The 24,011-nt window shown below is 39.6% G+C and carries 20 protein-coding genes; 12 read left to right on the forward strand and 8 right to left on the reverse strand.

The genetic code is table 11. The features are described from left to right. Positions 1-23: 23 nt before the first annotated feature. The 3 genes from leuB (at position 24) to K9W43_12650 (ending at position 3,392) form a co-directional block, all read left to right on the forward strand. Positions 24-1,118 carry a 3-isopropylmalate dehydrogenase gene (gene leuB, locus K9W43_12640; protein ID MCF2138070.1) on the forward strand — a complete coding sequence of 365 codons (1,095 nt, stop codon included), beginning with the start codon at positions 24-26 and terminating at the stop codon, positions 1,116-1,118. Positions 1,119-1,653: 535 nt separating this feature from the next. Then, positions 1,654-2,949, forward strand: coding sequence for an HD domain-containing protein (locus tag K9W43_12645; protein ID MCF2138071.1), 1,296 nt, complete (start codon positions 1,654-1,656; stop codon positions 2,947-2,949). Then, positions 2,949-3,392, forward strand: coding sequence for a hypothetical protein (locus tag K9W43_12650; protein MCF2138072.1), 444 nt, complete (start codon positions 2,949-2,951; stop codon positions 3,390-3,392). Before K9W43_12645 ends, K9W43_12650 begins: the two co-directional genes overlap by 1 nt. 878 nt (positions 3,393-4,270) lie before the next feature. On the opposite strand, the gene K9W43_12655 is transcribed toward K9W43_12650, so the two are convergent. Both K9W43_12655 and K9W43_12660 read right to left on the reverse strand, forming a co-directional pair. Next, positions 4,271-6,670, reverse strand: coding sequence for a hypothetical protein (locus tag K9W43_12655; protein MCF2138073.1), 2,400 nt, complete (start codon positions 6,668-6,670; stop codon positions 4,271-4,273). A 7-nt stretch (positions 6,671-6,677) separates the two neighbouring features. Next, positions 6,678-6,920: a hypothetical protein gene (locus K9W43_12660; GenBank protein ID MCF2138074.1), complete on the reverse strand. Its 243-nt coding sequence runs from the start codon at positions 6,918-6,920 to the stop codon at positions 6,678-6,680. Positions 6,921-7,331: 411 nt separating this feature from the next. Here K9W43_12660 and cmr1 point away from each other — a divergent pair, with 411 nt between their 5' ends. The 7 genes from cmr1 to K9W43_12695 all read left to right on the forward strand — a co-directional run bounded on the left by cmr1 (position 7,332) and on the right by K9W43_12695 (position 14,993). Continuing rightward, positions 7,332-8,510, forward strand: coding sequence for a type III-B CRISPR module RAMP protein Cmr1 (gene cmr1, locus K9W43_12665; GenBank protein ID MCF2138075.1), 1,179 nt, complete (start codon positions 7,332-7,334; stop codon positions 8,508-8,510). 61 nt (positions 8,511-8,571) lie between these two features. Continuing rightward, positions 8,572-9,717 carry a hypothetical protein gene (locus K9W43_12670; GenBank protein MCF2138076.1) on the forward strand — a complete coding sequence of 382 codons (1,146 nt, stop codon included), beginning with the start codon at positions 8,572-8,574 and terminating at the stop codon, positions 9,715-9,717. Beyond that, complete coding sequence (locus K9W43_12675; protein ID MCF2138077.1) at positions 9,714-11,330, forward strand: hypothetical protein; 1,617 nt, start codon at positions 9,714-9,716, stop codon at positions 11,328-11,330. The genes K9W43_12670 and K9W43_12675 overlap by 4 nt, the downstream gene beginning before the upstream one ends. Beyond that, on the forward strand, positions 11,330-12,724 hold the full coding sequence (locus K9W43_12680) for a hypothetical protein (protein ID MCF2138078.1): 1,395 nt from the start codon (positions 11,330-11,332) through the stop codon (positions 12,722-12,724). The genes K9W43_12675 and K9W43_12680 overlap by 1 nt, the downstream gene beginning before the upstream one ends. Continuing rightward, entirely contained in the window at positions 12,721-13,626 is a 906-nt protein-coding gene (gene cmr4 / locus K9W43_12685; GenBank protein ID MCF2138079.1) for a type III-B CRISPR module RAMP protein Cmr4, read from the forward strand. The genes K9W43_12680 and cmr4 overlap by 4 nt, the downstream gene beginning before the upstream one ends. Continuing rightward, a complete protein-coding gene (locus K9W43_12690; protein MCF2138080.1) occupies positions 13,623-14,036 on the forward strand; it encodes a hypothetical protein in 414 nt (137 codons plus the stop codon). The genes cmr4 and K9W43_12690 overlap by 4 nt, the downstream gene beginning before the upstream one ends. Positions 14,037-14,045: 9 nt before the next feature. Beyond that, on the forward strand, positions 14,046-14,993 hold the full coding sequence (locus K9W43_12695) for a hypothetical protein (protein ID MCF2138081.1): 948 nt from the start codon (positions 14,046-14,048) through the stop codon (positions 14,991-14,993). Positions 14,994-15,074: 81 nt separating this feature from the next. Here the strand turns inward: K9W43_12695 and K9W43_12700 are convergent, their stop codons facing one another. The 3 genes from K9W43_12700 to K9W43_12710 all read right to left on the reverse strand — a co-directional run bounded on the left by K9W43_12700 (position 15,075) and on the right by K9W43_12710 (position 16,571). Next, positions 15,075-15,482: a DUF86 domain-containing protein gene (locus tag K9W43_12700; GenBank protein MCF2138082.1), complete on the reverse strand. Its 408-nt coding sequence runs from the start codon at positions 15,480-15,482 to the stop codon at positions 15,075-15,077. Beyond that, the gene (locus K9W43_12705; protein ID MCF2138083.1) at positions 15,451-15,891 is read right to left on the reverse strand and encodes a nucleotidyltransferase domain-containing protein; all 441 of its coding nucleotides are present in this window, start codon (positions 15,889-15,891) and stop codon (positions 15,451-15,453) included. Before K9W43_12705 ends, K9W43_12700 begins: the two co-directional genes overlap by 32 nt. A gap of 200 nt (positions 15,892-16,091) precedes the next feature. Further along, a complete protein-coding gene (locus K9W43_12710) occupies positions 16,092-16,571 on the reverse strand; it encodes a GNAT family N-acetyltransferase (protein ID MCF2138084.1) in 480 nt (159 codons plus the stop codon). A gap of 394 nt (positions 16,572-16,965) precedes the next feature. On the opposite strand from K9W43_12710, the gene K9W43_12715 reads away from it, so the two are divergent. Then, positions 16,966-18,597: a caspase family protein gene (locus K9W43_12715; protein ID MCF2138085.1), complete on the forward strand. Its 1,632-nt coding sequence runs from the start codon at positions 16,966-16,968 to the stop codon at positions 18,595-18,597. A 1,269-nt stretch (positions 18,598-19,866) separates the two neighbouring features. Here K9W43_12715 and K9W43_12720 read toward each other — a convergent pair. Both K9W43_12720 and K9W43_12725 read right to left on the reverse strand, forming a co-directional pair. Next, positions 19,867-20,430 carry a hypothetical protein gene (locus tag K9W43_12720; GenBank protein MCF2138086.1) on the reverse strand — a complete coding sequence of 188 codons (564 nt, stop codon included), beginning with the start codon at positions 20,428-20,430 and terminating at the stop codon, positions 19,867-19,869. 144 nt (positions 20,431-20,574) lie between these two features. After that, a complete protein-coding gene (locus K9W43_12725) occupies positions 20,575-21,267 on the reverse strand; it encodes a hypothetical protein (GenBank protein MCF2138087.1) in 693 nt (230 codons plus the stop codon). Between the two features lie 619 nt (positions 21,268-21,886). On the opposite strand from K9W43_12725, the gene K9W43_12730 reads away from it, so the two are divergent. Then, positions 21,887-23,035: a hypothetical protein gene (locus K9W43_12730; protein ID MCF2138088.1), complete on the forward strand. Its 1,149-nt coding sequence runs from the start codon at positions 21,887-21,889 to the stop codon at positions 23,033-23,035. 744 nt (positions 23,036-23,779) lie between these two features. Here the strand turns inward: K9W43_12730 and K9W43_12735 are convergent. Next, positions 23,780-24,011 (reverse strand): IS4/IS5 family transposase (locus tag K9W43_12735; protein MCF2138089.1); only part of this gene is annotated, 232 nt, incomplete at its 5' end.

A 24,011-nucleotide genomic window follows, 5' to 3' on the forward strand; every position in this document is an offset into this window, starting at 1 on the left:
ATTGTTGCATGGGAGAGAGTATTATGAATGCAAAACATTTCATTGCAGTGATGCCAGGGGATGGTATTGGTCCTGAGATCATGGATGAAGCCCTCAAGGTGTTGAAAAGAGTGCAGGACCTGAGTGGTGTGGAATTTGCATACAAGATATGTCCTGTGGGTGGCTGTGCAATAGATGCTTTTGGGGAACCGCTACCTCCAGAGACCATTGAGACCGCGAAGGCTGCGGACGCAATTCTCTTTGGCAGCGTTGGTGGTCCGAAATGGGCAACGCTCCCTCCGGAAAAACAGCCTGAGAGAGGATCATTATTGCCCTTGAGGAAAATGTTCGAACTGTTTTGTAACCTTCGGCCTGCTGTAATGAGTTCGGCTCTTGGAAAAGGATCTCCGCTGAACACGCAGTTGTGCTCTACTGGATTCGATATAATGATTGTCCGTGAACTCACAAGTGGAATTTATTTTGGTCGTCCACGAGGAGTACGTGAGATAGATGATAATAAATTGGCTTTTGACACTATGATCTATGCAAGGAAAGAGATCACGAGGATAGCTCACAGGGCATTTCAAATTGCGAGAAAGAGAAGAAAATACGTGACTTCTGTAGATAAGGCAAATGTACTTGCTTCCTCAATGTTGTGGCGTGAGGTTGTTGAAGAAGTAGCCCGTGACTATCCGGAAGTGACACTCGAACATATGTATGTCGATAATGCAGCAATGCAATTAATCCGAAATCCCTCACATTTTGATGTAATATTGTGTTCCAATATGTTTGGGGATATTCTCTCTGATGAGTCTGCTGCACTATGTGGATCTCTGGGAATGTTGCCTTCAGCTTCTTTGGGCAACGGAACGTTTGGTCTTTACGAGCCTGCTGGGGGGAGTGCTCCTGATATTGCAGGAAAAGGGATCGCAAATCCCATTGCACAGATCCTCTCTCTCGCATTGATGTTAAGATACAGCTTCGATATGGGTCGAGAAGCTTCGGCTGTAGAAAACGCAGTTGTCAGAGTTCTTGATGATGGGTTTAGAACCAAGGATATCTTCACAGGAGCCAAGATCGAAAAATTAGTTGGCACTTTCCAAATGGGCGATGAAATCACCGCAAGAATCGAGTTGTGATCTTGATGAATAATATGCTAATGTGCTGAACAACTACAGGAGTTCAAATAATACTGCGACAAAGTTGTGATTTTAGTATGTAAAAATTCCATAAAACGTGCGGATGAATTTGCGATATGTTATATTGTGTTCTGACTCAATTTCGTAAAATGTTATGGTGTGATGCAGAATAATTATAACGAATTATTTAGGAATGAACCTATTCATGAGTTATGTGAAAAGTCCGTAACCATAAACGAATCTTGGATAAATTTGGTGCGCTGAGTGTAGGACCAATATATACCATGTGATGCAAGTTGGTAGAATTCATTCAGAGCAACGGCTTTTTACACAAAACCTCGATTATCATAAATTGTAAAATGTATGAACATAAACAAGTGCACCCATTCGGAATTCACCAATGGCGATGAGAACGATTAAACTGTTATTTTTTGTTGATGCTCAATACCATCTATTTCTTACCAATAACCCAGTAAATAAATGGGCAGAATACGTTTCAAGTAACTTTTTATAGGAACATATAATTGCTGAAAACATGGGTTTTGTGGTAGATCCAGTTCACGGGAGAATATATTTACCTGAATGGATTGCATCAATTACAAGTATGCCCGAAATACGGCGTATGATGAATATCCGACAATTAGGACTAAAGGCATTCACCGGATTTCCAGGGGCAATGCATACACGTTACACCCATTGTCTTGGAACAATGCATTTAGCTGAAAAATTACGTTCAAAACTAGTCAAAAGCAAATCTGTAATACAACAAGAACGATTAATGCAGAATTTAGAGAATAATAAAGCTGCATTACAAGCAGCAGCATTTTTTCATGATGTTGGACATGGCCCTTTTTCACATGTATTGGATTATGTTACAAAAAAAGAACTGCATCTGGATCACACCGAGTTGAGTGTTGAAGTTGTAAAAAAGTACAAAGACGTTTTAGAAAATGAGTCAATATCATGGGAAAGCGTATGTAAAATAATATCCAAGAGTTTCGATAAAGGAAACCCTTGCCAGTATATTAGAGAGATAATTGATGGGCCATTAGATGTAGATAAAATGGATTATCTTCTTCGTGACAGTTATCATGTTGGACTTAAATATGGTTTTGATTTAGACTACCTAATGGACTATATTCGGATACTAGGAACTGACGATAATTTAGCCGCATATCAAATTGGTTTAGATAGTTCACCCAAAGCAATTACAGTAGCTGAGCATTTTATTTTAATTTGGCGGAGTATGTATATTTTGGTTTACTATGATCAAAAAACAAGAATTGCAGAAAAGATGCTGGAAAAAGCAGTGCTTTATGCAATCAAAAATGATGATAAAATAGTGACAATGTTCGCAAATCCAATTAACTTTCTGAATATAGATGAATCCATTCTAATGAAAATGCTTTTAGAATCAAAGGACACGACCAAAAAAATAACAGAATTGATTCAATCACGTAAATATTTTGAAGTTGTGCATAAAATCGATTTAACAAAAGATATCTCACCGGATTCTAAATTTATGAAAGCAGTTCTCAAATCGGGACCAGATGAAATTTCGGAAGAATTAAGTATTAAATTAAGTAACAATGAGGAATATGATGTGATCTATGACATAATTAAAAGCAGAACGCCCAAAAATATTAGAGTCGATAAGATTAGTGACGATGGTGAACCAATAGAGTTAGAGCAAATGTCACCAATTATAGAAGCAATGTCCAAACAAAAGTACGAGTTATTCGTTTATGTGAAACCCGATGTTCCAGAAAAAGAAAAAATTATTAGAACTATACGTAATGAAACTCATGAAGTTATTGAGGGGTGGGAATAATGCGTGATTCATCAGATATGGAACGATTAATCTGTCTAGTTGGAACGCACGGTGTAATCGAAGGTAGAACTAGGTTTCAGAAAATTGTTTATTTATTGAAAAATCAAGATATTCCATTTTCTTTTGAATATATTCCATATTACTATGGGCCTTATTCATACGAGCTTGCTGAATACATCGAACTGCTTGTATCGTATGGGATTCTAAAAGAAACCAAGTTCCATCTAGCAGACGGGATTGATCGCTACGATTATCAACTCACCAAAAAAGGGGAAGAAATATTCAAAAAAATAATCACGGATTCTCGAAGTAGTGAATTTACTGAGATTAAACAATTTATCAACAAAAATAAAGAAACAAATACAGGCGAGTTGGTATCATCAGCTAAAAAAATAATGGCTACTCAATTGAAGCAATGCAATAGAGAAAATTATCCCCCATAATTACATAGTATTTACTGAATGCCTTTGTAAGGTATTAGTAGGATTCATGTTGTACTATATTTCCTCAATGGATTATCTCGGTCTTCATGTGTTCGTCGAACTCTTGGCAGCCCCGGTTTTGTTCAACCCACCGTTCTACTTCATTTAACAACAAGTACTCAAGTGACTAAAGATCCGTTCCATACTCTCATTCATTTCCGCATTATTGGGAAACGACCGTCTCTTTCAACTGTCATTATGAACTCCATGAGGTTCTTTTACTCCGGTTCTGTGTGAAAAGTCGAAGAGCACGAATGTATTAGGAAGATTCGAACTATGATCTTATCGGTTTCGTAACTACGTAGGATCTATTTCACCTAAATCGATCCATTGTTGTGAACTTTTCATACATCTATTGAATCTCAAACAACTTATGACCATATAATTCATGCTTTAACTGGTTCTGGTTCTAAGGCTCTGTGTGAAAAGTCAGGAAAACCGTGATTATGAAAAGTATGATTACCATTTTATGTACGGATCCAATAATCTTCGGGATCTAAACTGACCTGTTTGCTTCATCCAGATGGACTTTTCACACAGCTCCTGGTTCTAACGAGTGACACGGCGACCAATCTCAATTAAGAATATGGAATAAACATGGACGGAATCCGCTCATGTATTCAAGAAAAATAAATGCAAGTGAAATTGAAACCACCACTTCTGCTATGAGATATATTGAGAGGTGGATGGAACACAATGGTTTCCATGTTTCAAACTGACCTCCCCCTGCTTTCGGTTTAGCCTGCTATTACAGGCTATTGTGTGTCACAGTGCAACGGATAATTGCATAATGTCAGACTGCCACCATATAATATGATTTTTATTGTTTCTTGTACTTATCAGAGGTCGTTGATCAGTGCCAGAACAACAAGCGCAGCTGTACGTGCTATACGTCCCGCGAGTTCATAATGATCCTCTTCATTATATGATGGGTTCTGTTTGTTTTGTGTACGCTGGGGGATTGCTTCCTTCTCTTGAATAATCGATAGCCCTAACAGTACTAGACCCCATGCAAATTGTTGTCTGATCTCTTCGGGATCTTTATCTGAACGCTGTTTGATCTCCTGTAGAAGAAATACATTGTCCGCGTTGACAAAAAAATCAATACCTTGTTCTCCGTTGGGTCGTACTTCTAACGCATCAAATTTATCCCATCCATATTGATCCCATTCTTCTCGGGTTACAAAGAAGATTTGTGGAATATCTAGACCCTTTGGTGTTTGGCGTCCGTCCCCTATTTTGGTACTACGTGGTTGTCTCCTTGATGAAGGGCCCCCACTGGCAGACGGTTGAGGTGGATCTACTATAATCGTAAATGTATCCGTAAATGGCGGCGATGTCGCAGTGATCTCATCGGATTCAGGAAACGAATGGAAGATATCAGTAACAAACGACGTGAACGACAGAATTGTGCCTTCGGGAATATCCGACGGAAGCTGAACTGTGAGTGTTGCGGTTCCATTTAATAGGCCGATGTGATAGTCGATTTCAATATCCGGATTGTCTACAGATAAGTGGAACTGCCCTGGAGAGTCTGCTCTGTCAAAATAGTCGTTAGCTGCGTCAGTTTCGTACTCCATACGGAACTTGTTTCCTTGTGGTACATGTTTCTTTGATGCGCTTACCAATCGGAAAAATGACGGCCACTGTTTTCCCCGGTATACTTCTCGGTGATCACTTGTTGTGGAGCGAAGATCAAATGGATTCTTGATGCGCTGACCTGGGTTGAGAAGATGAAGGACTCCCGGTGAATGTTTAGTAATACGCTTAAGGACAAGTTCAAGTGGTTTTGCTTCTTTGATTCGTTTCTGTACTTGTTGTTTACGCCGTTCGTGATTCAGTTCACGAAGTCTACGATTATCACGAAGTATTTCGATAATTCGTTCACGAAGATGGTCCTTGAACTCAATATCTTTCAGACGATCACGTGAGGCCATAAATAGAAGGCTACTGATTGATCTATTCATACGCGAACAGTCTACAAGAACAAGCAGGCTATCGGCAATATATGCAAGATTGACTTTTTCACTTTTGAAAAGGGTTTTGCTTAATACCCCCTGCGTTTGTCCATCTAAAACAAACACTACGCCATCATTGTACCGATATGATTTTGCAGTATCACTTTTCTGGAAAACATAGATTGATGCTGTCAGTGGTTCTCCATCTACGGTAAATGATTCTGAAATTGGAAAGCCTTGTTCTATTACTTCACCTGCATTATCCTTGAGACGAATTTCCAGTCCTGCAAGTGTCGTTTCGAACTTGTCAGTTTTATATGGTCGAGTTTCCACAAGACGTACTGGAAGTGCTAACCGAGGGAGTAAAAGTGAAAGTCTGTAAAACAGGTTTATTCTGATAATACTTTTGTATCCTCTGGAAAGTTTATAATCAAATAATTTAATATAAGTACCCCACTCAATCGGCTGTTTATACGCTTCAGGCGGTTTTTTCCCAGTAGATTTTCCAGGTAAGAGTGGGAGACTTTCGGCATCGAATCGGAGAATCTTACCTTCAGGTGCAAGATATTTTATCACAGGGTTTTTCATTGTCCCTTCAGGAAGAAATACTCGTGTAATCGTGAAACCCCACTGATGAACTGATGGATCAGTTTCCTCTTCAGATGCAGCAATTGTTGGGTGACGACGGCTCACAACGAGTTGAATGTAGTGATCTCCACAGAATGTAAATACTCCTGAACCTCCCATATTGTATCGACCTTGTACAAATGGTATGCGGGCTTTATTTCCTCTATGAAGAGACATGAATGTATCTTGAAACTTGTTAGGTGATTGGCCCTCTCCTTTGTCAATAATTGAAATACAGGGAAGTACCTGGGTACTTGCCTTGCCAGTAGCAACAATATAAATCTCTCTAGCAAGCTCGGCCCGTTTAGATCGATTAAGTGATTCAATAGCGCCACTACGGACTCCAAAAAAAGATTCAACAGCTTCCGAAATACTTTGAGGGGCTTGCAATGGATCTGACGGATCAATTCCACGTAAAAGGCAGTCACGCATTAATAATGCATCAATAGCATTCACAATTTTTTCAACAAGTGCTCCTTCTGCATGTGTTTGTTGGTTATTTATCGTACTCCAATTGTTTTCATTATCACCATATGGTTTCCACACATCCGGATTATCCCACAGATTCTCTTGTTTAAGAATCGTGATTACTTCGTGTTCATTTTTTGCCTGAACGAGTCGTAAGCAAAGGTCTTTCGGATTTATTGTGATCATGGCCCCTTCAACTTCCAGGTAATTTAAATCGTCGTGCAGTTGTTTGTTTGAACAACGCCTCGGTTTCCGAAACCATTTTTCGAATTGCTTTGAAAATCTCCGAAACATCTTTTTCTGTATATTCGTACTGTGATCTATTAGCGCAATTACCAAGAATTCTAAGTGCCGCAAGTACCTTGTTAGTTCTTTGTTCTGCAAGACGGATGAATCGTTCTCGTTTTGGATTAGTTTTAGTGCTGCTAGTACTCATAATTAATCACTTATCTATTTTCAATAGGTGATATATCAAATTCTTATGATATAAATCTTTGTTATATGAAATATTGGTAATAAATTGGTATGAAATCAGTAGTTAATATAGTTGACATATTGCATTGATATGATATAGATAGCAAAATTACTTTTATACTACAGTACGATAAATACACTATTATACGTTTAATATAATATTCCTTATTCAAACTCAATTTCGATTATTTTGTAGACAATATGGCTTTTCACCAACATAATCGACGAATGATTTATTAGTTACTACCGAATACAAATTCACTAGCGTGGTAATGATGATGAAGTTAGCATGAAACAATTCTCATGGATGATCGATATCTAACTGGTGTCATACTATTACTTTCGGGCCGCGCAATTTATCGAGGTACCTTTAATGAAACATGAATTGAGTATTCATGCAGTAACACCAATTTGGACTGGGGGCATCCAGTCACAAAGTCAAAAGTCTGGGAAAAATCTCCTTCGACAGACTGGACTGATAGGAAGCTTGCGCTGGTGGTTTGAGGCATTACTACGCGGCTTGGACATCGAAACATGTCATCATCACGAACGGCATATAGTAGATTCAAAGGCGGGTATAGACCCTGAGGAATTGACCTGTCAGTCATGTGCAATATTTGGTACAACTGGCTTACAGCGCCAATTTCGTCTTCATCTAGATGTCACGGATTATGATCCGCCTTGGAGGAGTCTACAAATATGTCCTAATGGTCATAGTCACGGTTGGTATTTTCCTAAAGGATATATTGGGAAACTTAATCTTGCCATATCTGGGTTTCAGCAGTCTGTTATTCCAGTTGTAGCACTATTATATTTCCTAGAGCGATTTGGATCACTTGGTGCAAGGACTACACTTGGTTGTGGTCAATTCGATATCGATTCACATGCTAATTTTAGTCCAGAATTGTTTTGGCCATTGCTATTACAATGGATTGAAACTTCACGACAAAATTCTGTTTTTTCCGAGCCCGACGAAGATTATGACAATTTGCCGAATATACAAAATCTGACGTTTTTTAAATATGAATTCACAATCCCTTCGGAGATTACAGGTAAAAGTTGGTGGCGCCTCTTTGATTCTTTGACCTCATCGTCCAAGAAACAAGGTAGATATAGAAATTGTAGAACAACCTTTAGCCTTCTAGAAAAATTATTTGATGAGAAAGGTGTTGCTCCTGTTTCGGCAATAATTAAGGATATACTTCGCTATAAAACAAGTTGGCAGTGTTTATCTTCTACTGACTCTGATTTTTTTGGGACTGCTGGTAATGATGACGCAGAACGCAGTAAAATTGCTATCGGATGGGCAGTCCGACAGAACGGATCTGATCTATGGAGTATCCGGGGTTGGTTCTGGCATCCTCCGAAATTAAGAAAGGATGAGGCTGCCAAAAAATCAGACGAACTTCTTACAAAACTGAGAAGTGATTCGTTTTGGCGTGAATCATTGAATGTTCACGATAATGATGATAATCTTGAAATCATCGAGATGAATGATTCTGCCAAAATTATTGACACGCTGAAGGGACTAATTATGGGGGATAACCAATGAATACTAGAATTTGTGGGAACTATATACCAGATTCTCGAACATTTTTCAATTGTTCATTTACATGGGAGCTGATAGTTTGATTGAGTTAGCTGCGATATTTTCATCCGAGTTATCATCCTTTATTGATAGAGTCAAACCGCTCAAACCACAGAAAGTTATTTTTGAAGATGCCATTGAACAAGTTGTAGATTTTGCTAACAAAAGTTCTGACATTCCAATACTTGATAAAATATCCAATCTATATACTCGAGTAGAACTGCTCTCTCACTTTCTGCTAACATCCGGAAAAAATCATGCACGTGTCGGAAATAGAGATTCGGCCGGACTTCTCAAGATACTTAAAACAAAAATGAATCTATTTTTGAAGAATACTATCAAAGACTACCTTCAACCCTTGGGTCTGTTGACAAAAGTGCCAGATCTAACTCTATTACCAGTAGGTTCTTTCTTCATATCATTTAGATTTAAATTGGACAGCCCGTATTTGAGCAAAGATGATACCGACCTATATGTGATAGATAATCCTGTTAGGAAAGAGTGGATATTCAAGGTACCTTACATAGCACCGAGCCAATGGAAAGGGGCATTGCGCAGTGTTCTTGTTCACAAGCTTGAATCGTGTGCGAGCGCAGAGGAGTTCATCTCATACCGTATACAATTGTCTAGGCTGTTTGGGATTGAAAAGGGCGTTAACGATGACATCAAAAATCTGTATTTGTATTCAGAAATGCCTGAGGCAGTAGAGGAATACCTCACAAGGTTAAAATCATTTTTTTCCCTTGATGAAGACCAAGGGATATACTATCGAGGGAGATTGTACTTTTATCCGACTTTTTTTAATACGATCGGGATGGAAGTAATTAATCCTCACAATCCATTAACAGCAGCAGGTACTAAACCGATATATTTTGAGTGCGTTCCACGAGGAACAAGCGGTGATTTCTGTCTATTGTACATTCCTGCATGGCCAGATCTTGGTGGCGGTCCAAATTGTATCCGCGATGATTTTCACACGATTGCTGAGGGAATATCTGACTTGCTGACGACCGAAGGAATTGGTGCAAAGGTGACCAGTGGTTACGGGTTAGTTCAAGATATTGAACAAGGTATTGTTCAAGTCAAGACGAAAGATCCTATTTCCTTCAGTAGTTTAAGTGAACTCGCAAATAGTTCTAAATTCGATAAAATGTGGGAGGGTCTTTCATGAGCGGAACATTTAAACGAACTTTAGCGGATTTAAGAAAACTGAATAATTATTTTATTGCGGCAGAAATAATTTTCTGGTTACATATGATATACAAATTCCACGTTGATTTTAGCAGAAAGAAAAGACGCCTACCTATATGGATCACGTCTGATCAAGAATTAAATGAGTTATTTACCGATTCATGGCCTGACACGATAAGTAAGCATCTATCAATAGATACTGCTAATCTTAGTCTAAAACATCTTGTGGTTTATCATGATCGTAATTTGGGGCGTCTAAATGATCTACCCGATAATGTATATAAATTTCTACTTCATGTGTCCGATTGTCATGGGAGATCCTCAGGTATTGAAAAGGGACTATTTGGGACAAAACGTGGAGTTGTGACTTCAATTTATCTTTATACTGTATTTGGTCATCTTGCAAAACCCGCCATGAAATCAATTCTGAATCCAATGCCTGATTTTATATCCCAATTAAAGCAGTTAATTTCTGATTTAAAAGACAACCTCGGGGATTTTCAAAAAATTTCAGAGATTAAACATGAAATCTCTTCACTTTTCCATTCCCATATGACTTCAGTTCTTGCTGAAACAAGATTTCCAAATAACGATGTAAATTTGTGGTCACAGGCACATTCTGCTGTTTCACTATTTAAACCTGCAATTGCATATACATATTTGAAGAATCGTTCTGATGATGAATATGCAGATCAAATGACATCATGGCGATTATTTCGAGTGGGTATTGATATACTTGATTATTTATTTCAAGCAGCAAGTCTTGCAGATCTTAAAGCACGTCAGAGAGAACTTGACACAGCACTTGATAAAATTAAGGATCTATTAGAATTGACATATCCAATTGGATATGAGGTTTTAAGGAATGAATATGGTCCAATGTTCGTTGTGATTGCTGGTGAAGATGAATTTCAGAACCTTTCTTGTGGATCTGGTACTATTGGAGATGAGATTGAAACAATACTTAGTTCATCTCTATATGACGAAATAGCGATTCCTCATTATATTACCGGGGAAAAAAGTCGTGCTCTTTATGATCATCAAGAATCGCTAAGCGTACAAGTTAATAGACAAATCATGTCACAAGTGTTAATGCAATCTGGTTCTACTAATTTACCACTTTGTATTGCTTGTCAAGTAAGAGTGCAGACACAAGGTAAACCTATGACTCGTGGTTTGTGTGATTCGTGTTTAACACGTCGGGATCGTAGATCTCAAGCTTGGCTGAATGATCGATCACGGACTATTTGGATGGATGAAATCGCAGATAAAAATGGACGCGTATCGCTAATCGTTGGGTCCTTTGATATATATCCATGGGTATCTCAAGGAGTTCTAGAAACAATATCTGTGGCACCTATTACAGCAATAGGCACAAACTGGGATGAACTCGTTAAACAGCTCTTGACATATAAAAATGAAGCCCTGGGTTCTATCCCAATGTTTCCCAAAGAATTAATTGACACACGCCTTCATACTGAAACTCCTTTTTCATTATTGAAAAAATTAACTGATAGAGATCTAAAGAGTGTTGATGATGCAGAGCAATTAGCACATATTTTGATTGCCGTCCCAGTTCTCCAAGTCGCGTAATGCGAGTATTTGAAACATCATTACAGTTTTGGCAAGAAATTTTTCCTTCTAGTAGTATTATTCCAGAAAATTCAGAAATAACTAATGTCATACTTCAACGAAGTAGAAGAATTCATATTGTATGTAATTGTGGCCTTGGGAACTCACATACATACGTGTTGCGAATTGACACAATAAAGATACCTGTAGTTTATACAATTGATGAGAAAAATAATAAAGGTGAGCTTATAATAATTGAAAATCTCGAATCATTAAAAAACAGGCTTGGTATTAAGCGTTCATTGGATGAATACCTACGAAGCGTTGATGAGATAAGTATTGAAGAACCAACGGAATATGGTAAACCGGGTAAAGAACTTGTAAGAATAGAAAAGTCGGATTTTGAGGTTTTGATTAAATATTCCCCATACTATCCATTGTCTCACATTTTTACATCACCTTCACTTTTTATGATGTTGGCTCCTGCCGATAAGGCAATTACTATTGTTGAAACAATTCGTAAAAAATATAATACTGAAATGAATCGTGTGTTAAATCGTTTTCCGCTTCGACTTGGTATTGTTTTTGCAGATTCGCATACCCCATTGCGTTCAATATTGGATGCTGGCAGGCGGATGTCAGATATTCAATATCCTACAAGTAGTTGGGTTGTGGTTGATGATGTCATGACAAATTCCGTGTGTGATGATGTATATTGGCAGTGTGTCTTAAAATCAACGGATCACAAGGAAGTTATTGAATGGTGTGTACCTTGCTATATCAAAGAAACCATTGAAGACGTTTGGTATCCTTTTGTATTTGTCAAAAACGATGCGGTTTTTGAGAAGCATAAGGATAAGTTAGAGTTATTATTTAAGGCAGAGAATCCATGGAACAACGGTCATATGGATTGGCTCATACACATCAAGCATTTGAAGCAAGGTATGACGGTTTATTTTACTCCATCAACTATCGATTTTATTTGGTTAGATACTGCGGGGTCAAGATTTTCTATTGCTTATGGTTCGGATGGACGACGCAAGGATTCAACGAGTCATCCCTATGTATTTTCAAGATGGGATCAACTTTTCCACATTTGGGAAGTTCTGAGAAATCATCTATCTAATTCACAGATATATCAGATTGTGGATCTTGTAGAAGAACGAAGAGAGCGATGGCTTAATGATGATGATGTATCCACAGAAAAGATTGACACGTTCAAAGAGTTTAGTACGCATGTTTTTTCAAATGCTGAATGGCGTAAGAAAAGTGGGAAATATCCTTGGGAACTAGAAAATATGCTAAAAGCGGTCTGGGTTGATCGATGGGCCGAGTATTTAGTTGATGGCTTGGTGACAGATTCCGTTCATCTATTCATGCAAATTCTGAAGAAAAAATCGGCGGTGAAGGGATGAGTTCTGAACATTATAGAGTAGAAAAAATCTATTTAGAAACACTTGATCCAGTACATATAGGTACTGGGGGGATGCGTCTGGGACGAGTTGACAATCCAATAGTGCGCGAACCGGGAACTATGCTTCCAAAAATCCCTGGGAGTACACTTAACGGAGTGGCACGTGCTTATGCTGCAATTAAACATTCAAAAGATGGCAAGCCGAGGTGTGCAGGCCGTTATCAATGTGGCAAATCGGATTGTCCCGTTTGTTATACTTTTGGCAGTCTTAATGGTAGTAATGCGCGAGCTGGTGTCATCAGTATTGGAGATGCACGCATCTTTCTTTTCCCGGTGCATAGTATGGTGGGCCCAGTATGGGTGACAAGTCCAGAAACTATCGGAGAGGGTGGCTTAGCCAGCAATTTGATCGCGGACAATTCATCAATTGTCAAAGGTATTTTTTTGGGCAAATTAAAAACGTACGATCGGATAAATCTAAACTGGTTGATGGTATCAAAAAGCGACGATACATGGAATGGTAGTTTTGATGATCTGATTCCTGAAATAATTCGCGAACGGGTTGTCATTGTTGATGAAGGAATCTTTTCAAAAGTTGTTAACAGTGGGCTAGATGTCCGTACTTCTGTTTCAATAGATCCTAAAACAGGAGCTGCAGAGAGTGGAGCACTTTTTACTGTTGAGGCAATTCCTCGTGCCTGCATATTGACTTTTGAGTTGGTTTTAGACAACTTTCGCCATTCTGCATCAAAAAATAAACCATCTGATAATCCAGTAGACATCGTAAAAAGTGGACTTAGACTAGCCGAATTTATGGGTGTTGGAGGAATGAGTGGACGAGGATTTGGACGACTTCGGATGCTAGAAACAGCCGGATCTGGGACTGGAGGTGGAACTGTATGAACAAATCGACTGTATTGAATCTTGATTACGAGGCTGCAGGTGTTGCACAGAAGATTATTGCTGAAGTCCGATCCGAAGATCAATCATCAAAGAAAAGTTTGGTTGACTTACTTGGGCGTGTAGTGACCAAGACTTTAGGTGTTCTACAGTCTCAGGGAATCTATGCGATGGAATTGTTTCTTCTTTCTAGGGGTGATAAAGAAAAAGATGTAGCAATGATTATTGAAAAACATCTACGGGAGTCCGTTTCAAGAGTTTTGTCTATAAAAAACATAACCCGCGAAAATCCTGAGAATTGCTTGACATTCTATCGAAACCTTCTGACCAATATTTCTACTATGTTTCTTGTTCGTGATTTTCTTGAGCTAACCCTGATTTATACGCGATATGGTGCAAAGAGTATTTCGTGAGGTATTGCAATGACAAAGTGGGCACCGTATAAAGTAGTTTTTAGGTTGAATTCTCCATTGCATATTGGTAAACGGCGAACTGGTAATCTAATGGAAACACGTTTGTATGTTCATGGACGTGTGGTAATGGGGGCCATTGTAGCTAGGCTTACACGAGACCGTATAGCCGAGGGAGTAAAAACCAGCTATACTGAAGTTATTAACATTGTTTCTGAAGGCCTACGTACAACCTATTTTTGGCCAGCCATTCCTCAGTGTAATGTTACCAATCCATCATCGGTGTGGGACTCGCTTGAAACCTTGTTCCCATTTGAAATATATCCGACGCATAATATTGACTATTCTAAGCTATATCCAACTCCACATCACTTGTCAATTAAATCCGTCAAGTCACGGAAACCCGACTCGCCTAAGAGTTCCATCGAGTATTTGCTTCTTGACGCAAGAGCTGGTACTGCACTGTCTGGACGAACCGCTGAGGTGGGATCTCTACATCAGATAGAGCATATCATGCCTTGGACTCGGGAGGGCAAACCCGTCTATCTGGTTGGAACGATATTTTGTGATTCTGACAAGGTGAGTGTGAAAGAGATTCATTCAACTTTAGCTGGTGTTGTCTTCGGTGGTGAACGATCCTATGGCTGGGGTCGAGTATCACTTGTTGATTTTGAACAACATAATCAACAAGATGCGATCGCTGATCCAACAAGTTTTGACTGGCATAGCAATATTCCCGCACATTTCTATTATTCTGATTGTCATAGTGTAATGGGTAAAACCGAGCTTTTTGCCGGATGGTATCAAAAAGACACTGAACGTAGAGTTGTAATGAAAGCATTGCTTCAACCCGGTGGTTGGGTATACGACAATACTGGTAAGGTATCACCAATACCTTCCGTTGCCCAGACTGGCTTGAAATATGCGATAGATGCTGACGGAACATGGTCTGTATCTTAGCATTAGAGTTTAGCAGGTTATTGTAATATGAATGATAAAGTGTCTGCTTTTGGATGTCGTATGTTTGGACTACAAACGTGGTCATAATTGAAGTATCTGTTTTACAAATTCTACGATATCACCAAGTCGTTCTTGCACTAGTTTTAGTACACGTACATTGTCGATTTTCGAATATCCATGAACGATCAGATTTCGGAATCTTGCCATAGCCGAGAGTCGATCACCGAGATTTTGGTTGATGATTTTTGATCCGGCGAGTACTTGGAATATGTCTGCATACGAATCACCGCGCTCCAAGCCATATTCCGAGATGATGTGTGTAGCGATATTAATACAGGCTTCCATAATTTCAAGTAGTGTATACTTTACAGCCTGTACATCCTTGAACCTGCTGACAAAATCTTTAGGATCAATGTGTTCGTACTCTTCGAGAAATTTGAGACTCCTTTCAATAATATCAATCTTTGATTGGAATGTCTCGTTTGGCATATCGTTCTCTCCGCAATGAATCGTAGAGGTCATAATGGTATTTTATATCAAAATAATCGATCATCACTCGTTTCTCGAACGCGATTCTGTGGCATTCATCTCTACAGAAGATCACTCGTGACTTTTTGAACACCTGAGATAGGAATCTCACAGGCCGTCCATTGAGAATTCGCACGTCGAACTCCCCCCGGAGCCGTTTCTCAAACTCCATTATGATCTCGGCCTCATACAGACTGTGAGGACTGAACTCTTCATCAACCAACAACCCAATGTCGATGTCATTGAATTTTCGTGAAGTCAGGACCGAGCCGTAGAGGTATACGACATCGACTTCATTTCGATCCCTGAAGATCTCCTTTGCCGCCTCCTCGACATCTTGCAACAGGGCGGCATTAATTGGGTCATTCATGTACTATCGTCTGGGGGTGTGCATATATCAACATTGTTTTTGATGGTTACACCGTCAAAATATCGAATCTCATAATTCAACTGTTTTTTTTTGCTCTTTCAAACACATCTATCGCATCTATTATTGCGCCATAATGCTTGTATGTAATGATATTCTCTTTTTTGAATATCTAAATCGCTATAGCGAATTCGATACCTAATTTATTCGGATACTTTTTTGAGGGGCCGGGTGTAAATAATTTGATTATTATGCCATCCAAGGAAATGAGTTGCATATCCGGAGACTTTGAAGCCATTTGCGAGATAGAACTTTTGAGCGTAGACCATGAAATCCCCAGTATCGACCTGGACGACATTGATCTTTGGGTGTGCCTCGCCCATCTCAATGATCTTCTTGATGAGGACACTGCCGACGCCCTTACGTAGATGCTCGTGGTGCGTGATTATTGTGTTTATGATGAGGGTTCGCCATTCAAAACGCAGTGTGGCAAATCCAATGACCTCCTCGTTCTCGGAGTCAACAGCCACTATCACTCCTATGTAGTCGGGGAATTTTTCGCTGATGTCGATCATTTGCATCTCGTGGTCGAGAAACATTTCTCCAAAATTTTCGGCACTGATAATGATCTCTTCAATGAAGGGTCTATCCGCGGGTTGATATTGTCGCACTTCGATGGTCATTGAGGTCACCAAATGACAGGAATCCGGATGCAGGTCTACTTGGTTGGTACGGGGATCGTCCGATAAAGGCTATGGTCTAAGTGATTCGTTTCTTTTGAATTTCATAGGGCAATAACGAATGAGCAAGGTATGACGATAGTCTCCCGCAATAAGAGATCACAAGTTGTTGTGACTATAATGCTTCTCGTTATTTGCAACCATGGTGATTGTGATGTTCGTAAACCTTAAAGGCAAATTTTTGATAATGGTAACGGCTATAATGCCACACCTATCGAATAACGCACGACTGATCTATTCACATCGTTTCATTCTTTGGGGGAATCCAAGTCGATCAACTTAGGCAGCATAGTCGTGAAATTATTCGTTAGTATATCTGTAATAGTGTGAACGAAAAATGACCACAAGACTACGGATGCTTTTTGCAAGTATTATGGTTCTATCTGTACTATTTTTTTCTGGAGCAAGTATAGTGCTCTCTCAGGTAGAATCGTATACGCCTCATGAAACAGGAAACCAGTATACGACGAGCCAGTTAGGCCCTATTGAAGATCCTGATCCGCCACCACCGCCACCATCACCACCACCGATAAACCTTCCACCAGCACACGATCGATTAATTGAGTATCCCGGAAATCAGTTAGGAATACTAGGTGGCATATACTTTCCTAAGGCTCGTTATTCCAATATCGTATTCGAAGTGAATTATAAAGGAGCCTGTAAAATTCATTTCGACATCGAAAATGTTTATGATAATTATAGCAGGTATATTAATGTCTTATTGGATGGTGTGCGAATATTTCATGATACAATTCCGCGTCTTAAAGACTTCCACGGCAATGTATACATTAGGGATGTTTCATATAGTCGTCATACACTTACCTTCCAGATTAATTATGGTGGGTACAAACAGTTTGGGTGGCTATTATCGAATGTGAGTGTTGTCGAAGGCAAAATGGATTTCTTGTCCGTATATCTTCCACAAGCCCGAACGTCAACACTTTCCTTCGCAATTAGAGCTGGTTTATCAACAGAGTTAAATATATTTTTGGAATCGGCCTTTTCCACTAATATTGTTGATAATTTCCAGGTGCTAATTGACCTAAACCGAGTATTCGGTAGCGGTGCACAAACGTTCAACGATTTCTGGACCTCTGTAAAAACCATAGGTCTAGGAAACTACGTTTGGGGATCAGAGCATCTAATGACCATTAGAGTATACGATTACTCAACTAGTCCTCCGCTACTGAAGATTCCTTTATCCCCTTCTTCTCAGAAGGGAATGTATGTGAGATATGGTAATGGGGTAACAAAGAAATGGGCTGTTATAGTTGGTATCGAACAATACAAGTCCATCCCAATAGCACTTTACGCATCGAATGACGCCAACGAGTGGTATCACTATCTACACGATTACCTAGAATATGATGTTTTGGTATTTTGGGACAACCAACGTGGGAATAATTTTCCACAACATGATCATATCGCCACTGAACATAATGTCAAGAATGCACTTCGAGAAATCGCAAAAGCCGATAGTGATGACTACATTGCGTTAATACTAGCAGGACACGGTGCTAGTGTATCGTCATATTCGATGTATACTTGTATGTGGGATGATGAAGACGGTGAACAGCAAGAAGATGGTCGGTTGTACGATACGGAGCTAGCATCTATTGCTGTTACTTGGTCCGCGAAAAATATATTTATCTTTTCTTCTACCTGTAGCAGTGGTGGGATCATTACAAAAATCATGGATCTTTGTAATGCGGATCATTTCTTTGTGGCAACTACTTGTGGAATTAATGGTCAAGGTTTTAGTCACAAAACACATCATTATTCTGGTTGGACTTACTACTTTCTTGTTGACGGATTAGAAAATCATTTTCAAAACTCGAATCCATCGATGGAATCATGTTTTAACTATTCTAGCCAGAATTATGGCATGAGTACGTCCTATGTAAAAGATAACATCTGTAATCAACCAGAACAATTTGATGGCAATCCGGATTGTGACTTCCGATTGTGATTATGTTGAACGAGCTTTCATCGCTCGTTCATTTCTTTTTTGCTTCTTCGTCATTGTCATTGTAGTTTGTGTGTTGGTACATGGGGAAACTGTCCGTAGTGTGGATACTCTTGTACTAAACGATCATAGTGTTTCATTCATTTACAGGTGATCTATAGGGATTTCTATCATTGTGTATAGGTTACAGTATCTATAAAGAATTATTATCAAAGGGCGGTTGGCGTTATGTGCTTTTTCTATTTTGGTTTACCCTTATTGCGCGCAAATATAATTAAATTGAGGGATTAGTGATCACTCAAAACATTTCGATTTTTCGACGATTTAATCTCATTACAGTTTTACCTATCTATTATTTGATTAGACTCATATATTAAGTATTTGCCTTTTATTCTCGGACACTTAAAGGCAATTGCGGCAGTAATATAATTTAATACACAGGTGGTTTTATAATATAACTATTGGCCTTTGGATCGTTCTACTATGGATACAAAATATATTATTGGTGGGTTGTAAGCGTATTCGGTTTTTGAATACGGTCGGGTGCTGAGGCAATATGGATATGGATCTTCCATACTCAGAAGCTGTGTACCGGTACCTTTTCACGAGGATAATCCCCCTTATTTGCAGACCTTTTTTCACTGCTCACATTATAACACAGATTCTGGGTATGTCCATGTAATCTGATCCGGCTGAGGTCGTGCCAAATTATAAAATTTATGTTTGTGGTGATCATGCCCACTATAAAGATATTTGTTTACGAAAACTATTCGTTGAATGGATTTCCGACATATGGATAATTATTAACCATCAAACGGAAGTTTATACGTTTGTTTATTTCAAAAAACTATTGCTAATACTTTAAATGAATCAATTGTTATATATTCGGGATTGGAGTTGGTTTTCGAAAAATCGAATGGTTGGGAGTGTAGAGTCATGGACATAGGCAGGCGCCATACTATAATCTCTCGATTTGTAGTCTTACCCTTGGCACAACACTTTCTCCGATTATTATTATTATTACGTAGGGATTCAACTATATCGATAGAAGCGTCCTAACAGTTTTGTTCTTCATACAACAAGCATGCATGTGTTACTGTTTGCAACCCATATTGTGGATAGAACAGGTGAGGTGGTAAATGAGAGCGAATGATCCCTCCACATCCCTATCGTCGTCTTCTTCTTCGAGATATCACGGTGATGGTCACACTTAAGACGATGGAACCAAGCTATAATGACTCGTCAATTCCCTGATGGAATTGTATTGCATTTTCAACTATTGATTGTTGTTCGATGCTTTACATGGATCGCCCTGTGCGGATTCAAACGCACCAATTCCACGGCATACCACAGATTCTTGATTGACAGTATAGCATAGTTACCTTCGGCTACCACTTTCTTGATGGAGATTGCTTGCTCTAAGGGTGATGGACGAAGACCATACATGACAAAGAAGATCAAGACCAATAATATTCCAAGTAGAACATAGCGATCAGGGTTGATTTGCAGCCTGTCATATATTGTGAAAGTGATATTGGCTAAGACGAGGAGTGCCAGGAAAACAATCACCACACCTATAGCCGAAAGTAATGCCTTGCTTTTTGTTGTCCGCCCTCCGTAGGCAACATGTTGCTTGCAGACTAATGGTTCATAATGTATTATCCCTCTTTGAAAATACTCCAAATCGCGGCCATATAACAGATCCATCCGCTTTGGAGGAGGCATCAACATTTTTTCAATTCGGCCAGTTGTTGTTGCCCGTTCACCACATACTGGGCAGACATCAGGAAAGGTAATGTCCCCCAGTCGAATTCTAATCTGAATCTTTCGGATCATACCTGCTACCCATCCTAATGTGACACATATTCTGTCGAAAGGCCATTTTAACCCTCGTTTTTTGAGGTCATTACCGCAAAAAAAAAATGAATAAAAAATAGAACTGCAAGAAAAGAAAAAAAGAGGGGGTTGATTCCCTCAAGATTATCTCTTCTTACAAACGATGGCAAGAATGACTAGAACGGCGACTCCAGCACCCACATAGAGTATGTTGTCTTTCAGTAACTGTGTGATGTTACTGAAATCGAATCCACCGCTGGGTAGATTGTTTCTGATCACTGAGATTGAATCAACTACTGTGTTGGATGCAGAAACCACCTGTTCCCACTTGTACTGTGCCAAGAAGCCGTCAGTCTTCAAATAGGTAGCGGTTATTCTCTGCTCATGCGTTGAGTTGGTACTGACTTTCCATGTGATACCCCATTCAGTTGCAGTATCGATAATCGTTTCTCCTGTGAGCTTGGTAGAAACAAGATCGGTGAGAAGGGTGTAATTACCAATTGGTACAGTCATTCGGCTACCTACTGCTACTAGACCAATGAATAACAGTGCCATCAACCCGATGTCCGTACCATTTGCCCAGTACATGCCTACGGTTGGGAATGGTATATTATCCCAGCTGGTCAATGGATCTGGAATTGCAAGTACCGGCATTTTCGTTATATTCGCGTAGATTTGCTCATCTATTTTCTCGCTTGATACTTTTAGCGTGAAGTCCCATTTATCACCCTTTGCAAAGCCCCATTCAAGACCCTGTGATGTCGCTGCTGCGACTGGTGAAACAAGGAACATGGTGATGACTGACAATGCTAGTAATACATTCAGTGCGCGCTTCATATTATTCCTCTCCGATATTACGGATTGTATCTCGTGTGCATTAATAGTACAAAAACCTTTGCTCGGTTAGAAAACATTAGTTGACCGAGTCGATTTATCAGATTACGCTTTTGTAAAATAACTTGACGAAAATACTACCGAGTGATAAATTCTTATTTTTCCAACTTTCGTGGCTTTATTTTTCTTATATATTATGCCGAGGAATATCATATTGCTTCTTTAGGACGCATCGTATCTTTGAAGATAGATTAAAGATTAAATTAATTTGTATTGACTGCTGTGATCTTTGGAACCATCGCTGTGATCTACGTAGTTATTGTTTTGTTCGTCTGGTATAGAGGAAGACACTAACAATATTTCAAAGAGAATATATCACTATCCTCAATCACGAGTAAACCATGTTACCACCATAGGTACAAATAAGCAGAAGTAGAATGTTAAAACTAGAATCTTTATTAGCGTTCACGAGTTAATGGACTTGAGTTATGGGAGTGAAAATGTGAAGAGGCATTATTGGCTTCTCATGGGTTTTGTATTTATGAGGGATTTCTCGTTTGTTATAACATCAAGAAAAAATATCGATCAGCAATATTTCATCGGTCATCTAAAGGTATCCCCTTTGCAAATCGGATCTAGCCCTCCAGATATCAGTGCAGGTCTTGCTTTATTTATTGCTTCAATTATCTTGCTCTGGATAATCACCTGCGGATATTTACAATTTTCACGTACTGGCTTCAAATCGGTTGATGGAATGGCCGAACCGTTTTTTGCAGGAGTACCACGTCCCGCTTCATTCTACGGGCCGTTAAATCCGTACGGGATGAGAAAGATTAGCAAAACGCCCATTTTATTGGATCATCCATATGTACATGATTCCGTAGTCACCAGCCGTCTGCCACGAGTCTATCCACGGCAGACTACTATTCCAGCCCGTCCTCAACAAGTTGTTGTAAAGAGCGGATTTGATGAGGCGGGTGAGTATTTCAAATTGGCTGTCAAAATAGAAAATAAAGGCAAGTCCCAAATCGATAATGTAGAGGTAAAGATCAAAATCCCTGATGGCTTTCAATTGGTCAGGGAGACCGAGCATGATCAAGTACTTGGTAGTATTCAACCGGGTGGATTCCAGAGTGCGATTTTTTGGTTGAAGCCGTTACGATGTGTTGATGGGGAATATTCAGGAATTGTGAGATATACAACTGCCAACGGAGTCTCTAGAGTCGCAAAGATTCCTGCAAAAAGACTGGTCAACGTCTGCCCTATGCTCACATCAACGGAACGAGCTGACGAGGTCTTTACGCGATTAAAGAGTGGACTGTTCGATCGGAATTGTTCGTCGTTTGAGTTCGTAGGTGAGCCTCGTGTGGTATTGCATATGGCCGAGGCGCGACTCAGTGGTCTGATTCCGGTTGATCACTCCGAATATGAGAATGAAGAAAAGGTCTATCTTGGTTATGCGTGTTACGTCGGTCAGACGAAGTACGAGGATGCATTGTTTGCTGCTGAGATTCAAGTCAGTGGTACTCCCAAGGGTGGAATATTGACAATAACGATCTATGCTGAAGACAAACGGATTCTGAGCGGGTTCTTTGTGGACATCATGTATGATATTCGTCGCCACATCGATATCATCAAGGAGCGGATGTGCCCCATCGCGACCTGTCCTAAGTGTGGGGGGTCAATTGATCTTACAACAGTAGGTCCTGATAGAATATTCCGATGCGACTATTGTGGGACTATGGGCAAGGTGGCTCCATGGTTTGATTAGTTATTCGGGAGGTGGTCTGTGAGCCACCACCTAGTTGACCAGATAGCGAAATTCATTTCAGGATTACGAATACGATCTAGATTGTTGTAGTCCCGTAATATTCGTGTCAAAAGAAAATTTACACCCAGATAGAATAATTAGTGCAAAATAGAGATGAAGGTAGGGAAATAGCAAAAGATAACTTAGGGATATCATGAACGAAGTAGTTAATGCGGATTGAATGAACGCAGCTTGTGAGAATTCATGTAGTAGTTGATAGAACATATCACAAAGAAATTGGGCGGGTTCGAACTCATAATTCGAACCCAACAAATTATTCGAGATGATGATGGAAACTTTCAATATGATTCAATATTATTATGGCACCAATAACCATAGAATCGGAAACAACACACAGAAAAACAAAATCGCTAAACAAGAAAGAGATTCGTTAACATCCCACTGCCACGAATAGTCATTTCCAGAACCTTCAGCAATCAAGTACATAATAGCTATGATTACTCCTGAAATGAACAGTGCAATAATAAACTCCATTGCGCCACGTCCCATATCTGTGCATTTGTGTCAGTTAAAACGACTTATATTTCTTTATGGGATGTTTCGTGAGTTAATATTATTTTAAACCCGGTGATGAAAATTATTTGTAATGCTGCTACAGCAGATGAATATTAGTTATACTTAATAAAAATATCTTGTAACATTGATGTTACTATGTTTTAGTAGGTCAGGGCTTTGTGTGAAAAGTCACCTCCCGTCACACTCCAGGAAGTTGAGCCGCTCGATGTTGTGCAGGAGCACCTTCAGCAGGACCTCGCGACGTTGTTCCCGGAACCCTCGTGAACTCAGGCCGCCTCCGAACCGCACCTTCATCATCCCGAAGACGGTCTCGACCAGACTCCGCTGCCCGTAGGCGTGTCTGGCCTTCCAGCCCTCGGGGTCTCGTCGGTACTCCCTGATCAGCTCCTTATAGCCACGG

The organism is Candidatus Thorarchaeota archaeon, from assembly GCA_021498125.1.
GTDB lineage: Archaea > Asgardarchaeota > Thorarchaeia > Thorarchaeales > Thorarchaeaceae > B65-G9.

Coding starts and splice junctions, on each gene's coding strand:
- leuB (MCF2138070.1), top strand. CDS start 24: ATGAATGCAAAACATTTCATTGCAGTGATGCCAGGGGATGGTATTGGT.
- K9W43_12645 (MCF2138071.1), top strand. CDS start 1,654: ATGGGTTTTGTGGTAGATCCAGTTCACGGGAGAATATATTTACCTGAA.
- K9W43_12650 (MCF2138072.1), top strand. CDS start 2,949: ATGCGTGATTCATCAGATATGGAACGATTAATCTGTCTAGTTGGAACG.
- K9W43_12655 (MCF2138073.1), bottom strand. CDS start 6,670: ATGATCACAATAAATCCGAAAGACCTTTGCTTACGACTCGTTCAGGCA.
- K9W43_12660 (MCF2138074.1), bottom strand. CDS start 6,920: ATGAGTACTAGCAGCACTAAAACTAATCCAAAACGAGAACGATTCATC.
- cmr1 (MCF2138075.1), top strand. CDS start 7,332: ATGAAACATGAATTGAGTATTCATGCAGTAACACCAATTTGGACTGGG.
- K9W43_12670 (MCF2138076.1), top strand. CDS start 8,572: ATGGGAGCTGATAGTTTGATTGAGTTAGCTGCGATATTTTCATCCGAG.
- K9W43_12675 (MCF2138077.1), top strand. CDS start 9,714: ATGAGCGGAACATTTAAACGAACTTTAGCGGATTTAAGAAAACTGAAT.
- K9W43_12680 (MCF2138078.1), top strand. CDS start 11,330: ATGCGAGTATTTGAAACATCATTACAGTTTTGGCAAGAAATTTTTCCT.
- cmr4 (MCF2138079.1), top strand. CDS start 12,721: ATGAGTTCTGAACATTATAGAGTAGAAAAAATCTATTTAGAAACACTT.
- K9W43_12690 (MCF2138080.1), top strand. CDS start 13,623: ATGAACAAATCGACTGTATTGAATCTTGATTACGAGGCTGCAGGTGTT.
- K9W43_12695 (MCF2138081.1), top strand. CDS start 14,046: ATGACAAAGTGGGCACCGTATAAAGTAGTTTTTAGGTTGAATTCTCCA.
- K9W43_12700 (MCF2138082.1), bottom strand. CDS start 15,482: ATGCCAAACGAGACATTCCAATCAAAGATTGATATTATTGAAAGGAGT.
- K9W43_12705 (MCF2138083.1), bottom strand. CDS start 15,891: ATGAATGACCCAATTAATGCCGCCCTGTTGCAAGATGTCGAGGAGGCG.
- K9W43_12710 (MCF2138084.1), bottom strand. CDS start 16,571: ATGACCATCGAAGTGCGACAATATCAACCCGCGGATAGACCCTTCATT.
- K9W43_12715 (MCF2138085.1), top strand. CDS start 16,966: ATGACCACAAGACTACGGATGCTTTTTGCAAGTATTATGGTTCTATCT.
- K9W43_12720 (MCF2138086.1), bottom strand. CDS start 20,430: ATGATCCGAAAGATTCAGATTAGAATTCGACTGGGGGACATTACCTTT.
- K9W43_12725 (MCF2138087.1), bottom strand. CDS start 21,267: ATGAAGCGCGCACTGAATGTATTACTAGCATTGTCAGTCATCACCATG.